This window comes from Acidisoma sp. 7E03 (assembly GCF_054665075.1).
The window spans coordinates 60,466-75,668 of sequence record NZ_BAAFHE010000015.1 but is presented as its reverse complement, the minus strand read 5'-3'; the positions used below and the strand labels follow the sequence as shown (position 1 = coordinate 75,668).

The 15,203-nt window shown below is 63.1% G+C and carries 16 protein-coding genes; 3 read left to right on the top strand and 13 right to left on the bottom strand.

The annotated features are described in order from the left end of the window. Nucleotides 1-88 precede the first annotated feature (88 nt). From ACYQ6W_RS19835 to ACYQ6W_RS19825, 3 genes are all read left to right on the top strand, one after another. On the top strand, nt 89-292 hold the full coding sequence (locus tag ACYQ6W_RS19835) for a BRO-N domain-containing protein (RefSeq protein WP_459677753.1): 204 nt from the start codon (nt 89-91) through the stop codon (nt 290-292). Nucleotides 293-494: 202 nt separating this feature from the next. Then, nucleotides 495-1,259 (top strand): hypothetical protein, encoded by a 765-nt coding sequence (locus ACYQ6W_RS19830; protein WP_459677751.1) that lies wholly within the window; start codon nt 495-497, stop codon nt 1,257-1,259. 256 nt (nt 1,260-1,515) lie between these two features. Then, the gene (locus ACYQ6W_RS19825) at nt 1,516-1,785 is read left to right on the top strand and encodes an HU family DNA-binding protein (protein ID WP_459677750.1); all 270 of its coding nucleotides are present in this window, start codon (nt 1,516-1,518) and stop codon (nt 1,783-1,785) included. Between the two features lie 107 nt (nt 1,786-1,892). Here ACYQ6W_RS19825 and mobF read toward each other — a convergent pair whose 3' ends face one another. The 13 genes from mobF to ACYQ6W_RS19760 all read right to left on the bottom strand — a co-directional run bounded on the left by mobF (nt 1,893) and on the right by ACYQ6W_RS19760 (nt 15,020). Continuing rightward, the gene (gene mobF, locus ACYQ6W_RS19820) at nt 1,893-5,012 is read right to left on the bottom strand and encodes a MobF family relaxase (protein ID WP_459677749.1); all 3,120 of its coding nucleotides are present in this window, start codon (nt 5,010-5,012) and stop codon (nt 1,893-1,895) included. Beyond that, the gene (locus ACYQ6W_RS19815) at nt 5,009-5,275 is read right to left on the bottom strand and encodes a hypothetical protein (RefSeq protein WP_459677748.1); all 267 of its coding nucleotides are present in this window, start codon (nt 5,273-5,275) and stop codon (nt 5,009-5,011) included. The genes mobF and ACYQ6W_RS19815 overlap by 4 nt, the downstream gene beginning before the upstream one ends. A 40-nt stretch (nt 5,276-5,315) precedes the next feature. Then, nucleotides 5,316-5,489, bottom strand: a complete 174-nt coding sequence (locus ACYQ6W_RS19810) for a hypothetical protein (RefSeq protein ID WP_459677747.1) — start codon at nt 5,487-5,489, stop codon at nt 5,316-5,318. 569 nt (nt 5,490-6,058) lie between these two features. Then, nucleotides 6,059-8,401 (bottom strand): type IV secretory system conjugative DNA transfer family protein, encoded by a 2,343-nt coding sequence (locus tag ACYQ6W_RS19805; protein WP_459677746.1) that lies wholly within the window; start codon nt 8,399-8,401, stop codon nt 6,059-6,061. A 517-nt stretch (nt 8,402-8,918) separates the two neighbouring features. After that, entirely contained in the window at nt 8,919-9,386 is a 468-nt protein-coding gene (locus ACYQ6W_RS19800; RefSeq protein ID WP_459677745.1) for a hypothetical protein, read from the bottom strand. A gap of 58 nt (nt 9,387-9,444) precedes the next feature. Beyond that, nucleotides 9,445-10,605, bottom strand: a complete 1,161-nt coding sequence (locus ACYQ6W_RS19795; RefSeq protein WP_459677743.1) for a secretion/conjugation apparatus DotM-related subunit — start codon at nt 10,603-10,605, stop codon at nt 9,445-9,447. 14 nt (nt 10,606-10,619) lie between these two features. Then, nucleotides 10,620-11,180: a lytic transglycosylase domain-containing protein gene (locus tag ACYQ6W_RS19790; RefSeq protein WP_459677742.1), complete on the bottom strand. Its 561-nt coding sequence runs from the start codon at nt 11,178-11,180 to the stop codon at nt 10,620-10,622. Then, nucleotides 11,177-11,611, bottom strand: a complete 435-nt coding sequence (locus ACYQ6W_RS19785) for a hypothetical protein (RefSeq protein ID WP_459677741.1) — start codon at nt 11,609-11,611, stop codon at nt 11,177-11,179. Before ACYQ6W_RS19785 ends, ACYQ6W_RS19790 begins: the two co-directional genes overlap by 4 nt. Next, nucleotides 11,608-11,856, bottom strand: a complete 249-nt coding sequence (gene icmT, locus ACYQ6W_RS19780; protein WP_459677740.1) for an IcmT/TraK family protein — start codon at nt 11,854-11,856, stop codon at nt 11,608-11,610. The genes ACYQ6W_RS19785 and icmT overlap by 4 nt, the downstream gene beginning before the upstream one ends. A 3-nt stretch (nt 11,857-11,859) precedes the next feature. Continuing rightward, nucleotides 11,860-13,014 (bottom strand): type IV pilus twitching motility protein PilT, encoded by a 1,155-nt coding sequence (locus ACYQ6W_RS19775; protein ID WP_459677739.1) that lies wholly within the window; start codon nt 13,012-13,014, stop codon nt 11,860-11,862. Between the two features lie 158 nt (nt 13,015-13,172). Continuing rightward, entirely contained in the window at nt 13,173-13,664 is a 492-nt protein-coding gene (locus ACYQ6W_RS19770; RefSeq protein ID WP_459677738.1) for a hypothetical protein, read from the bottom strand. Next, entirely contained in the window at nt 13,661-14,614 is a 954-nt protein-coding gene (locus tag ACYQ6W_RS19765; RefSeq protein WP_459677737.1) for a type IV secretory system conjugative DNA transfer family protein, read from the bottom strand. Before ACYQ6W_RS19765 ends, ACYQ6W_RS19770 begins: the two co-directional genes overlap by 4 nt. Further along, entirely contained in the window at nt 14,607-15,020 is a 414-nt protein-coding gene (locus tag ACYQ6W_RS19760; RefSeq protein WP_459677736.1) for a DotD/TraH family lipoprotein, read from the bottom strand. The genes ACYQ6W_RS19765 and ACYQ6W_RS19760 overlap by 8 nt, the downstream gene beginning before the upstream one ends. Nucleotides 15,021-15,203 lie beyond the last annotated feature (183 nt).

Sequence of the window (15,203 nt, the reverse complement as noted above, 5' to 3'; positions counted from 1 at the left end):
GCAAACTCGGCGACCGGAACCTACGGGTGTAGGGTATGGCTCGGCTTGACCTGTATATCGGCACGAAACCGCTGGTTCAGGAGAATAATTGTTCCAGAATCGCCGCATCCGCCCGCTTACGGTTCCGGGAACGACTTGGTTCTTGGCCTCTGATGTCTTTGGGGATCAGGAGATGAAAAATCCTCATCGGGCTCTGGCCCAGCTGGAATCCGGAAAAAGAATGGGCGTAACTATTGCTCACACACTTGGCGGCTCGCAGACCGTATTGCTGCGAACGCTGCTCGTTGTTTAAGTGGAGGATAACGACGATCCCATGAAACAATAGGTCTAGCGCTGATATGACCGAAACTGAGCCGCCCAGCCACTGTGACATTTGTGGCAGCGAGGCAAAATTCGGGTCAGACTGGGCAGTTAAAGAATGCTCGTGTCCCCGGTGTGGTGATTTTCGATACGAGACGCCTTCGGGCTGGCTAAAGGTGAAGACCAGTGATCACATGGTACGTCTGTCTGGCTGGGTTCGAGAGCAGAACGCGGCGGGAGTCGTACCAAACATCACTCAAGAAACTTCCCGCCGCGTCGCTCAAATGCGGCTTCCAGGACTCAGAGACCGCGCGAATAGGGCGCTGGTTGTTGCCGTTCGAAAATGGGGCAGTTCTGATAGGTGGGATAATGTTCAGTCTTTTCTGTATTCACCTGAACTCCTGGGCAATAGCTACACAGAAGATGCGAAAGCTGCCAGCGTCTTGCTGAGAATAATGGCCGATGATGGCCTTTTAGAACAGTCCAACAGCCAGCTTTTTCGTATCTCATCTAAGGGATGGCTGGCCGCGGAAGCACTATCTTCGTCTCCCTCCGGCTCAGCGGCTGGCTTTGTCGCGATGTCATTTGATAAAAGCCTACGAGTCGTTTGGACAGATGGCTTTGATCCCGCCATACGCGCAGCAGGCTTCAATCCCGTCCGGATCGATAACAAAGAGTTCCTGGGCGGTATATCGGATGAGATTATCGCGGAGATCAGGCGGTCAAGGTTTGTCGTTGCTGACTACACCGGGCAGAAAGCTGGAGTTTACTTCGAGGCCGGCTTTGCCCTGGGATTAGGCCTGCCTGTCATTCCGACCTGTAGGGAGGACGAGGTGGAACGTCTTCATTTCGACATTCGGCACCTCAATACGCTGGTTTGGACCGACGCAGGAGACCTGAGGGACAAGCTAGCCAAGCGCCTCCTGGCTGTAGTTGGCGCCGGCCCCACGCAATCTTAGACCCGCGATCAGGTGTCCGGCTTCACACGCATGCCGTTTTCCATTTTCACCCGGGAGAGAGCACTGAAGCATGCCAGCCGTCAGCCGAGGTCTGAACATGACCGCGACCGTGACGACCGACGTCGTTCTGAGGCCGCCATCAGGAGCTAGTCTAAGGCGGCCTCCCACTGAGGCTGTCACGGGTCACGGCCGCGGGTAGTATGCAGCCGCCCGAATCGGCGGGCGCCGCACGGCACGAGTTCTACAAGGAGATTTCATGTCAAAGGCATTCATCGCGCAGGTGATCCAGGAGTCCGTCGAGACGACAGGGGTCGCTGCAAATCATGCTGCGGGGGCCGTGATGGACGCGATCGTCAAGGAGCTCAAGAAGACCGGAAAGTTTACGCTTCCGAGCTTCGGCACCTTCACGGTGAAGAAGACAAAGGCACGGCAAGCGCTCAATCCCCGAACTGGCGAGAAGATCAAGGTAAAGGCAGGAAAGACCGTTCGATTCAAAGCGTCTCCCACCCTGAAAAAGGCTGTGTAGTCGGACAGGAGCTGGTCCAGCCTAAGCCATGCCCTCCCTCGCGAGGGCGTGCGCCGGCGCTGCGGCGGATGCACGACATCCGCTGCTCCCACGGCTCCAGGCCTATTTCACATGCCCGCCCCCGGCGCTGATCTGCGCCTCTCGGCCGCAGCAGCCGCCTGGGCCATCTGCCGGGCCGTGGTCTGGGCCTGCGCCCGCAATTCGGCCAGGTGAGCGGCCGCTTCGGCTCCTCTGGCCGCATCACGCGCCAGAGTCGTATTGGCGGCAATGGCGGCGTCGAGCGCGGTCAGATGGCGGCCGAGGCTGTCGTTGACGGCGGCAGCGCGCAGCCGGCGGAAGGCTTTGCGGCCGGCCTCCGGATCGGCTTTTGCTGCCGCCTCCATCGTCTGGTGAGACTGGATGAAGGCGTCGATCGCCGCCTCGCGGTCGCGGACGGCATCGCCCAGCAGATCGATGCCGAGCGCCTTGTAAGGCTTCTCGGACATGTCCTCGGCGGCGCGTTCCCATAGTCGCTCGCGGGTTATCGGCGTGATGTCCCCCATGGCTTGGCGATGCCGCTCTGCCTCCAGCACGGCGCCTTCGGAGATGACGGTCCAGGTCGTGCCGCGGCTCCGGCTTTCAGCGACATAGGTGGTGAAGGCGGTCACTCCGGCCGTGCCACGCGGGAGAGCATTGATATGCTCGTCCGACGTGATGCCCTGTGCTGCGTCAATTGTGAGTGCATGACCGAAGCCTAGCAGCAGGCGGCCGGTCTTCGCATCCTTCAGGCGCCGCCACTCAACCTCCGCCACGGCGTCTTCTTTGGTAACGATGCGCAGGCCATGGGCGGATTGGCCCAACACCTGAACCACATCGCCGTTGTTCCCAACCTGGGCCTCATGACCGTCGATCTTACCCCAGGTGCGCCGGAACAGTCGCACCCGGTCACCTACAGCCAAGGTAAGGTCGAATTCTCTGTTTCCCTGGTCGATGGCACGATGAGTGAATTCCTGACCCGCGATCTCCCCACGTGCTTTCAGTCGTTGCCGGATGGCCCGGCTGATCTCAGCCACGTCCTCGTTGGTCGGCGCGCTGACCGTAATACCCCTCTTCGAGCCAGCCGCCAGCAGGATGTCGCGCCGAGCGATATAGAGGTCCGCGATTTTCGCGATCACCTGGTCCCGGTCGCCTCCGACCATCATTGCGTGGCCATCGGCGCGCTTCATATCGAGGGCTGTTTTGGCTTGTCCTTCCCGGAAAAGGCCGGTGATGGTGCGGCCGCGTCGCGTCCTCTGTCGCATGGTCGAAAGCATTTCCGGCAGAGCCTCGGGCGGAAGCACGCGGCGGAGGATCTCGATGCTATCACCAGCCTCAATCGCGTGCGCCTGTTCCCGGTCCCCCAGCATCCGGATCGTCATGCCCGTCTCGGCCTGCAGCTCCAGGAGCTTTAGGAGTGATCGGGGACCGATCTGGCTTGCCTCGTCCAACACGAGGACGGTGTTAGGGTTGGCCTCGAACTCCCCCTTCTCGATCTGCGTGAGCAGACTGGCCAGCGCAAAGGTTTGCTCGATTCCCGCGTCCTTCAGGGCGTCCGCTTGGCGCCAGGCCATCGCAACACCGATGACCTGGCGACCAAGCGGGCTGAAACGCCGATCGGCCTTCCACCCGTCGACCAGCGGCTCCAGCAGAGTGGTTTTACCGGCACCGGCGACGCCCGTCAGCATGGTGAGGGCGCCGCCCTCGGCAAGCGCATGGATCGCCGCGCGCTGCTCGTCGGTGAAGGTGTAGCCGCTGCGGGCGATGGCGGCCGTGATTGCGTCCGCAGGCAGCGCGGCCGACTTGTCGAGCGCGGCATTGCGCGCCAGCTTCCCCAGTTTTTCCTCAATGCGGACCTGAGCGGAGTTTGTCACGCGCACCTTGTCGGACGAGGAGCCCGTGATCAGAGCGACATGCTCTCCTTTGAGCTGAATGCCGCGCTCCTCCAGAAGGTCCACCACGCGGGCAATATCTGCCGGGCCGCCCGGTGCTCCGAGGCCGATGAGACCGCGCGCGGCATACATACCGAGCTTGTCATAATCGATAACCGCTGCCGTGTGGAACTCTTCGGCCAGCGCGCCGGCTGCAAATCGATAAGCCCTGTCGAACCTTTCTTCTTCCGGGATCTCAGCGTGTTCCGCCTTGCGAAGGACAGTCTCATGCCGCCAGTCGAGAGCTTCCGCCTGTTCCTTCCAGATGCGATCCTGATCGACCTTCATCTTGCCGAGCCGGCCTTCGGCGCTGGCTTCTTCCATGATGTCGAGCTTCTTCTCAGCCGACATCTCCTCCCAATCGAGGCCTTGCTCTTTCGCGAAGGCCTTGGCCTTCCGCAGGATCTGATTGTCACGCTTGCTGAAAGCGGTTTTGACGTCCTCCGGGATCGCTGGAATGACCACCGCCTGGTGATCGGCGCTCACCGCGACGTCGATGCCGTGCCGCTTCAACTCCTCGGCGAGATAGACCTGGAAATAGGCACCGATCGTCTTGACCTTGGCGTCGGTCAACACGCGCGTATCGAGCGAACCCACACGCCCTTCGGCGGTTACGACCAGGTTCATCAGGAAGTGGTGGATATGGTCGTGCGGGTCGCCAGCGACGGGTGCATCGAAGAGGTAGGTTTCTCCATCCGCTCCGTCCTGAACCTGCAGCGTCGGACGGGCAGTATGGTGGCGAAAGCTGATCCAGCCAACGGCGCCCGGCTCTGCGCCGTCCTTTCCTCCATCCCCCTTTCGCGCCCAGCCAATCTCAGACACAAGGTAACGCATGGCACGATCGGCTGCCCGATCCACGGCGTGGCGGATCATTGCCTTTTCTGCGTGGGTCGGTGCGAAGGCAGCCGCCAGCGAGACCGACTTGTCCGGGCTGAAGACGATGTCGAAGCCGGAAAGCTTGCGGTTGTGCTTTGACCAGGCCTCGCCATTGTCAGCCCGCCTACCCTCAAAGAGACGGGCCATCTCCTGATCGCGAGGGGGGCGGCGTTTATCGATCCCGATTGCGTCCGCGACTAGGGCCGGCATATCCGGCCGCCACATGCCGCGCTCATCGTTGCCGGTGTAGTAGGAGGTCAGGCGTCCTCCTGTCTCCAGCTCGCGACTAGCCTCGTCTACACCAACCGGCTGAACCGCTGGCCCCGATTCCGGCTTGCCCTCGGTGAAATACCGCAGGATCAGGTGCCCTTTCGAGGCGGCCGAAATCTTGCGGAAGTTCATCATATGTGGGCGTTGCCATTCGTGTGCTCGCTAGCGGCCGCATTCATGCTGTTACCGGCGAGCAGCTTGAGGATCGCTTGCTGGTCCGACTGGATTTGGCGAGTTGCGATCAGGACATCGCGCAAAAGCGCAGCGACCGCCGCGATCACCTCTTCGAGCTTTGGACCGTCGCCATCATCCTTCGGCAGAAGCATACCGACGAGACTACGGACGAGCTCCAGGGTTTCGCGCGTCTGCTCGCGGACGACCGTTAGGTCCTCCGCCATCGAGGGGTCAGTCGCCGCAGGCCCTCCGGCGCGCGTAGCCTCACTCATCGTCGTAGTGGCTCGGATTCCAGGTCCAGGCGCCGCCGCTCCACACGTAATGCCCCTGCACCCAAGGATGGGTCTCCACTGTCCGCAGCTGCGTCTCCGGCGGCACCCGATGGTATTGCCAGCTGCCGAGCTGCCAGTGCCCCGGCAACAGCGCTTTCGTGATCATCGGTGGAGGTGGTGGGGCAGGGAGGGCTGCTGGGGCCTGTGCTGCCGCTTGCGCCTCTATCGGCATGGGTTGGGTAGGGGTAGGCGTCTCGGCCGCCGCTCGGGCCATGCTGACCGCTGTCAGGGCCGTCCCGCGGTCATGACGGATAGCCGCGTCACGGGCCAGTCGGACCTGCGTCAGGGCCTGCCCTCCGGCGCTGATACTGCTTGTATCGGCCACAGCCCCGTCGTTCAGAAGCCGGGTCTCTGCCTGCTCCAAGGCCCCGCGAGCGGCACTATATCGACCACTCTGAAGTGCCACCTGAGCGGCATCCAGATAAGGCACTGCCGAAAGGTAGCCTGAGGCTGATGGTGTGTAGGGGGCGCCCGTCGCCTCGGTCGACAGAAGCGGCGCTTGCTGGATTGCGCCGCCTGCGGGGATCAAGGGCGTCGGTGCCATGAGATCGACCGGCTGTCCGGCCAAGGATGTCGCGGCGAAGGCGAAGACGCCCGCACCTGCGGCCAAAGCAGTCCTGAGTGGGAACATGGCAAGGCCTCCTTTCCGATCCATCGTCACGGCTGTGTTCTGCATCACGCTGCTGCATCCCGGGCGCCGTTTGCGGGCACCGATAGCTGCGTGATGAGCGTGCGCAGCCGCTCCGTGAATTCCACTTCCGTCATCGCAGGCGGGTCGACGCGCTCGGCGCGACCCAAGCCTTCGTCACGCTCCGTCAGAATGCGAAGCGCCGTCGCGCGCGCCGTCGCGGGTGGGGAACCCCCCAGCTGCTCGATCGCCGTCAACTGCTTGATGAGTCCGGCATCGATGGGATCATCCGGACGACCGCCATCAAATTCCCCCGGGATCGGCCGGGCGCTCGCCGCTTGCAGCATGGGTGTTACGGCGGTTACTGGAACACCAGCCGCAGGCGCTACCGCGCGCACCCCATGATCGGTCGGCACTGCGGCCAGCGCCCGGAGGGCGGCCATGGCGCAGGCGGCCGTGGAGGCGCCTTGCCCAGCCGCCCGCATCATGCCGGCGGCCATCGCGTCGATCGCCGTGGACACCTCCCTCGCGCCATCGAGGAGGGCGAGCGCCCGGCTTTCAATCAGCTTTGCGAGCTCGTCTGCTCGGGCCAGGCGCGCCCGGATTTCCGAGGGATCGGGCTCACGCAGCATGATGGTGCGACCGAGCCGCTTGGGTCCTGTCTCGTCGATCTTGGCGTGGAAGACCCGGGCATAGATGCGTCGGCCGCCCAGGAGGACGATCGCTTCACCTTCGATCAACGAGGTCAGATCCTGCCAGTCCACCCGCGAGACGGACCGCAGCTCGGCATGCTTCGCCTCGCGATAGGATCCGTCGTCGCCCCCCTGGTAGGACGAGAGCTGTGTGACATTGGTCTGTCCCGCAGTCTTTTCGATCCACTCGCGCGTGCGGCCGGAATCCTGCTGGCGCATGGCGACCGTCATATTGGCGTTGCCGAGCATCGAAGCGGTGCGCTCCCCGATCCTCGCCCAGATGCCCGAGACCTCCTGGAATCCCAGCATGAAGCAGACGTTGAGGCCACGGCCCTGCGAGAGCATCGCGTCGAGGCCGGTCGTCGCGTAATAGGCCAGCTCGTCGAGCACGATGGGGAACGGCGAGGGGCCCATACCAGGCTTGTCGTCGTCGGTATATTCGCCCTCAAGCGTCAGCCCGAGCAGCTGCGCCATCATGCCGCGCAGGGAGGCCACCACCAGCTTGCCAAGGGCGGCCAGCGTCGCCTCGGAATTCTCCAGCGCCGGCAGATTCACCACAAGAATGCGCCGATTGAGCACAATGTCGCGCATGTCGATGTCGCCGCATTCGACGCCGAAGATATGCCCGAGGCTGGTCGCGAGCTTCGCGAAGATCGGCGTGAAGTAGAACTGGGCATAGCCATGCTGCTTGGAGGGCTCATCGCCCTTCTGCTTGTCCAGCGGCAGAGTCGGATCATAACCGGGTAGCTCGCCGAGATAGGACTTCAGTGGCCAGACGATGTCCTCGGGAATCTCGCCGCTGACATCGAGCTCTCGTACCACACCTGTCTCGCGATCGCGCAGGAGCGCGATCTTCTCCATGGCGAGTTTCCAGATCCAGCGAAGCTCGATCGAGAAGCGAATGACCTCGATGTTGAGCGGCACGCCTTTCACGTCGCGGAGCCAGACAAGGATGGGTGCGATCGTGCCCATCAAGGCCACGGCGCGTTCGCGGAACACGCCATTGGCGTCGTTCGACGCTTGCTCGCCGAGCTGGCTCGCAAGAAGCTCGCGCAGCGCGTCCGCATTTCCGATCGAGAAGGGATTGAACGTGTGACTGTCCTTCACGCCGGACGCTACCATGAAGTTCAGCACGCGCACGTCGTCCTCCCTGCCAAAACGCCGCGCGAGTGCGAGCACCTTCCCAAAGAGCGTGCGGTCGGCCTTACCGTCGACCAGCACGAAACCCGAGCCCTCGGCCAAGGAATTGACCAGCAGACTGAGTATGGCCGTCGTCTTGCCCGCGCCCGTCGTGCCGGGGATCGTCATGTGTTGACGCAGATCGTCCGGTGTGACCCAGAGCTCCTGACCCGAAGTGCTCCATCCAATGAAGAAGCTTCCGTTCGCCTGCCGCGCCTTGCGTGTGCCGGGAATAGGGTTGCCATAGTCCTTCCGATGCGCCGACCAGGGAAGACGTAGAGGCAAGCGCGGCGCGCGCGTCAGCACCCAGGCCGCATAAAGCGCCGAGAGCGGGACAGTGACATTCACGAGCGCGGGTTCGAACCAGGTGACACCCGCGGCAAAGGACAGCACGATCCCAGATGCAGAACTTCTCAGCCCTTCGGAAAGCCTCGTAGTGAAAGGCCGGGTATCGCGCAGATGCTGCGCACCGGTGCGCTCGAACTGTTCCTGGGGGCCGACGATTTGCCGCTGAACCATCTCGGTCAGTCTCCGAGGCCGAAGGGGTTTTTAGCGGGTGGATTGCCACCTGCCGGCGCGCCTGGGGCTGCAGTGACCTGCGGGGCAGCCTTCAGCTGCTGTGTGAAAGATGCGGGCACCTGGCCCCCCGGCTGCTCGGTGGTCGGGCCGCCTGTGTCGGTGCCGGCACCGGGCTCGTTATCCGCCAGACCGGGCGGAGGAGGGGATGCCGGGATGGCCGCACTTGCGCCCGGTTGATCGGCGTCCGCGCGGGACGGAATCGTCTGGTGTCCCAGAAAGAAGCCGCCCGCCAGGATGCACAGACCTGCCGTCGTCAAGAGCAAGGGGCGCCGACGCCGTCGGACGGGAACTGCTTCCACATGCTCGACGGCGGCAGTTGCAGTTGCAAGCGTCGGAGGGACATCTCCAACGATCAGATGAACCGTGCGCCCTTCTGGCACATCAACCATCATAACAGTCACGCGCTCACTCCTTTCGAACCGTCACGCACTCAGCGGCGCTCGGCCCTCTCTTTTGCTTAGTGGATCCAATGTGCGATGTCGTTTCGAAGCCTCGTGAAACCGCTCAGGAAGTACATCGTCGTGAACCGATGAAATCTCTCAGGCTCCATCTCGTCCCGCGCACTTAGGGCCCCAGCGAAGCATGCGCGTGCCACTTCGGAGACATAGCGCTGCAGCGGAGCCAGAAGGCTGTTCGGCATGTCCGATCCTGCGCAAAACTCCTTCCAGTTCTCCGTTCCCCGATCCTGAAGCATCACGACGTTCAGCTCCGCCAGCGAACATAGCCAGGACCATTCAAACGCACCGCGGATCGTGTCGATGTTCAGGGGAAAATTTCGGTGTGTCCCCAACCAGTCGAGAACGGGCAGAAGGTCTCGCAGCAGCCCCGCAGCGCGTTCCCGGAACACTACTTCCGTTCCTCCGCGTTCCGGGCTCCGCAGGTCAGATGCCAGGACTTCAGCGACGGTCGAGACAATTTCCCTCACACTTTCCACTCCTCGCCACCAACGCACTTATCATCGCAACGCTGAATGCGAACGGCCTTCATATCCTTGCCCGCAAGGAGCTGCGCCCGGCATGCACCTGTCGCAGTGCCTGCATGGCGCTTGCGATAGAGGGAGCCGTCATCGGTTGCTCGGCGGCGCGCTCGGAAGCCCAATGATCCCGCGCACCCGCTGCTTCGATCCGAGGGTTCGGGTGCGCGTAGCGCCCCAGGCCCTCGCTCTCAAAGCCGAGCGATTGAAGCGCGTAGAAAAGCGGGCGGTCGACGAACTTCACCCAGACAAACTGTGACGGCGCGAGCACACCTGCCCGAAGGCGGGCCACGTTCAAGACGCTCATCAAGGCGGGTGCTGTGTAGGCGTGGCGCGCTGCAACCCCGGCCGCCGCCTCGAAAGCTTTTGGGTCGGCCAGAATGGCATCCACGCGCCTGGCCACGACGTCGGGGATCGGAAGGAACTTTTCGGGGCCTGCTTTGCCTTCCCCTTTGCTCGCATCGAGAGCCGCCGACGCCTCGCCCAGCAACTCAAGCGCTTCGTCCCGCTTTTCCACCATATGAAGTCCGAACGCCGCAAACAGTAGCCGCACGACGGGCGTCGCCTTCTCCGGTCCCCGCCAGGCAGGACCAAGTTGCGAAATGAGAGCCGCCGCGGCCCGCGTCTCATCAAAGGGCGCTCCAGCCTTACAGACAAACCGATCCAGCCACTCCTCCGCCGTCAACGCGTAGTCGGCGGGGCGTATCGCGTCCGGCTCAAGGCGTGTGAGCGCGAGGCGCCGGTTCACAAACGCCCTGGCCACAGCGAACCGCTTCGTCTGTTCACGGAGAAGACCATCGAGATCGAAATGCCGCTTGAACCGCGCCGGCGCCGCACGGGTCGCGCAAAGAGCGGCCAGGATCACAATGAAGGCCACCGCCGGTATCCGCACATAGAGGCCGATGGCACGGAGGATGCCGACGAGATCCTGGAGGGTGACGCCCGCCGGATCGGACGCCGCCATCTCTCGATCCGCGAGGTCGAAGCGATGAGTCAGGGGGTGAAGCCAGACGATCTCGCGGTGTGCGAGTGCCATGACCCAGGCGCTGATCCTCGCATGATCATTCGTCCAGAGCAGGTAGGCACCCACGCCTAGCCCCACGACGATGACGATGAGATTGAAGGCGGCCGTGTCGTCGCTGGACGGCCAGGAAGCGCGGGAGTTGTTCATGGGAGGTCGCATCCTCAACCCTTTGACTGAAAGGAAGTGAGCGGCATCGCGATCGACACTTGGCCGGGGGCCGCCGGCTTTCGCCGTCCCAGCGCCTCGAGCCGCAGCGCCTGCTTCAGAACCGAAAGAAGATAGCGCTGCTGATACTCGGGATTGTGGGAATGGTAGTAGGCGACGCCACCCCAAAGATCCCCGTGCGCCTCGTCGAGCCCCTGCCGCAGGATCCAGGCACCGGCTTCGACATTGGCGCAGAAGTTGTCGCGCAGAGCTTGGAAGGTGGCATCCTTGCTAGCGTGCCAATGGCTGGCGACGGTCGGCACCCAGATCTGATTGACCTGCATCGGCCCGATATCGACGGTCCCGTTGGTATTGTCGCTGACCGCGCCGAGAGTGCCGCCCTCGACGTTCAAGATGATCAGGAGCAGGGCAGGGGGTTCCTGATAGAGGCGGGCAGCGGCCAGGATGCACGCACGGATTGTCGCCGGCGTCGTTGTTGACGCGCCCGCTTGGGCCGGAAGGCAGGGGGCGAAGGCAAGGATTGCCGCCCCCGCCAATCCCAACAAGTTTCGGATCATGGTGTCAGCCCAACCTGAGTGCGCGAGCCAGCACTCGTGCTGAGATTGAGCCTCTCCACCGCCGCACGCCAGACCGCATTGAAGTCGCTGACCATGATCGCATTTGGGCCTGCGACCTGGTGTATCGCCTCCATGGAGGCGAGCATCACCGACGCGAAGGTTCCGCCTCCGATGCTCCGCACCCGGTATCCCAGCAAAGCATCGTCGTCGCGCACGATGTCGAGCGCGAACCCCTTGCCTGTCGCTTCGCGCCAGATTGCTTCACCCGCAACGAGGAAGGCGGGCAGAAAACCATCGGCGGCGCTGGCCTCACGGGCACCAATCGACAGCCGTTGCCCGTTGGCGGGATCGTCATAGACGACCGGCCGGCCGGCGCGCATGAGCAACACACCCATTGTGCGACCGACAAATTCAACATTGATCCCGCTCATGCGAATCGCCTCCTGCGCCACGTTGGCACTGCGGTACGGACCGATCCCGCGACCCATCGGCGCACCGTCCGAATCAACGCCGGTAGCGTCAGCCCAAAGAAGGAGATGAGCGAGAAGAAGACGAAACCTGTCAGGGCGATATACAAGGTTGTCCAGGACCAGTAGACCGCCGCCAGAACAACCGGCAGACACGCTCGGGCATCGAGCATAAGGACACGGACGGGCTGCCCGGTGTTACGCCACATCGCCTATCCCTCCTCACGCATCTCATAGGCAGCCGTCTCTTCAGAGATCCGGCCGGCCTCCAGAGCGTTGCGGATTGAGACCTCGTAGGACTGACCACGCTCCCGCACCGCCTGCTGCGTCAGCGCCGGCCATTCGGTCGGATCTGTCCGCAGAAACTCGCTGCGAAGCTCGCGATCGAAGACGAGAATTTCTCGCAGAGCCGTGCGCTTGCCGTCGATTGATCGCGTGAGACGCTGATTGATCACAAGGCGAAGGGATTGCGCGACCGCGGAGACAAGATTGTCTCGCTCATCGCCTGGGCATAGGCTGGCAATCCGTTGCATCGTCGAGGAAGCATCATTCGCATGGAGCGTCGAGGTCACGACGTGCCCCGAAATCGCGGCCTGTATCGCCGCGCTCATCGTCTCGCTATCACGGCACTCGCCGACGATGATGTCCGTGGGCTCCCGCCGCATCGCACCGCGCACAAAGGCCGCGAAGGACGCGAGATCGCGGGGGATTTCCGATTGGTTGATTGTCGAGGCCACGCCTCTCACACGCTCAAGAAGAAACTCTACCGGGGCCGCGCCCTCGACGATGTTGAAGTGCCCGTTTGGATCTTCGAGCTTGGCGACGGTCATGCCTGAAATGAGCGTCGATTTGCCCGAGCCTGTGGCACCACTGACGATGACCAGGCCCTGCCGGGGCCGGTAGTTGGAAAGGATCATCGGCTCGACCATTTGCTGGGCCAGGGGCGGCGGCATGTCCGCAATAGGCCGCAGCACCACGTTGCCACCGTCCCGTCGCGATGTTCGCGTCGCCGTGCCATTCAGACGGAAGCGCAAGCGGGTCGAGCGATCGATCTGGATCGCGTAGGCCGTGTCGAAATCGCTGCCACCTTGCAGACGCGCCATGCCGTCCGCGCCGTAAAGGTGATTGACGATGTAGCTGAACTCGATCTCGTCGATGCCATGCTGGGTGACGCGATGGTTGTAGCCATGAATGCCAACCCAGACCGGATGTCCCGTCTGAAACCGGATACTCGAAGCGCCCTCGCGATATGCCCAGGTCAGCAGCGAATCGAGGCCCGGTGCCTTTTTGCGCGGTTCCTCCACCCACCGGAGATCTCGGCGGTCCGCATCGGGCCACACGACCGAAGGTTCTGGCGCGTCAAACATCGGGACCGTCCGCTCGCCGGGAAAAGGAGAATGTCCGGCCCGGACCAGGAGGCGCGAATTTCAGGTCCACCGGGAGAATTGGAAGACCGCGCCAGGGACTCGCGAGCGCCTCTTCCGGGATGGAAAGTGCTTCGCTCGCTGGTGACGGCATCGGCTTCCTAGACATGGTCACCTCCCATTCGTGAAAGCGCATAGGCAAGGCTCGCGATGCCAACATTCGGAGGTTCCGATAGAATGGAGTGGACGCGCACCTGCCGCCGAAAGTCGCGGTCTTGTGGGGTCTCGAAATCATTGCCCGGCCACGATTCACGCGCAGCTTGGAGCCGTCGCCGGATTTCGATGATCGGAAGGCCCCTCGGCATTTCTAAAGGTAGGGCTGGAGTCCATTTCAACTCGTTGGACAGCCACTTGAGCCGCCATGCGGCGTAATCGTCCGTCGTTTTGAACTGAGCTTCGAACATGCGGCACAGCTCTTCACCGGTGGATTGAAGCTCTTCGATAAGATTGATCTTCCGCTGTTTCGGAAGCCAATCTGCGTAGGGCGCTAATGTCGCGGCTTGTGCCGCTAGGTGCCGCGCATTGGCGGCTTCCCAAAGCTCCTCCCAATTGGGCCGGTAGGTTCGAAGCCGCAGAGGCGGGAGGTCACTCATTGGGGGCACCCCACGCCGGGCGTCCACCGTCTCGGATCGCCCTGCAGCCCGGGTTGGTCGGTGATACGGATCACCTGATCGCCGATATGCAGGCTGTCACGGCCGCCATCGGCACGTTGCGTCTTGAAGGCGAGCTTGGGTTGCTCGACCAAATTGGCGCGCAGCAGCACGCGGTAGCGCGCCATCCCCACCATGTCGCGCTGAAGCCGTCCGAGATCTGACAGGAAGATCTCGACCGCTTGCTTCTCTCCGTCAGCCCATCCTTCTGCGACCCATTTGTTCCAATAGGCGACCTCTTGCTTTGTGCGCGGCAGGGCGGCATCCGTCGGCCGGCGCGGATTGGCCCAGCTCCGCACGAGATAGGTGCGCCAGTTGGGCGGCGTCGAGGCCAGCTGCGCCTCCCGCGTAATTTCGTAGATGCAGGAGGTTTCTCGTGCGACCTGCCCGCCGTCGCCGAGGGCAAAGGCCATCTGCGCCGCGCTCACGATCGGTGGCCGCATCAGCGTCTGCCCGCCGTCCACCGGCAGCACCAGGGCACCAAAGTCGAAGGTGGTGTCGAGTTGCGCCTCATAACGACGCAGCATTTCATTGATCGCAAAACTCCGGGCGGCGAGACCGCCCTGAGCGCCGTAGGTCAAGGCAGCCGTCTTCAACATGTCCATCCGACCGGGGGCTAGTCCATCGGTCGGCTGATCACCAGGACGCGTGTCCTGCAGCGCTTCCAGGGAAGGCGGAGCCGGCGTTCCGGTGACAAGGGGCGCTTCCGATCCGCCCGTGATCGGCTGGTTGAGGGGGTTGCCGAGCGCCGGTAGGTTCTGCTCCATCTGCGCGGGAGTCGGATCGGGCGGGACCGCCGGGGAGGTGAGCGCCTCCTGCGCCCAGGCGCCGGTCCCCGAGGCGAGCGTCACGAGTGCCGTGCATGCCAGCACGATCATGCGGTGCTTAGACATGGTGGATCACCTGAACCTGATGGTGGATCGGATCGACCTCGACGGTGGCCTTGGTTCCCGCCTCCTCGCCGAGTGCCTGGAAAACCTGATACGCCGGTACCGAGGAGATCGTGATAGCGACATTGACCGGCTGCGCATTCGCCGGGGCCGTGACGTAGAAGGTGTAGCCGACGCTTTGCGCGAGTTTCGCGACCCCCTGGTCCAGCGGTCCGTTCCAGCTGAAGGAAACCGTCTTCTGCAGCGGCCCCGGCATGACCGGCACGGCGCCGGGTGTCGTCGCCGCTGGCGTGAGTTGTCCCAACTCTGCCATCTCCGCATTCACGTCATTCATGCTCTTCTGGAGCGCGATCTCGGGGTTCGGCATGCCCGGCGTCTCGACCGTTGTCGGAACGGGATGCACAGGCATCGCGCAGCCAGCCAGTAATGCGGCTCCAAGCAACGCCGCCCAACAGCCGTATCTCATGACAGCTTCCCCTTCTTTCCGAGAAAGGCGTGACGCATTGCGTGGTCGCGATAGACAGACCGTGGGTGCGGCATTCCCCAGGGGCCTTCGTCTGGCAGTTTGCCGATAAGCACCGCTTCACGGACG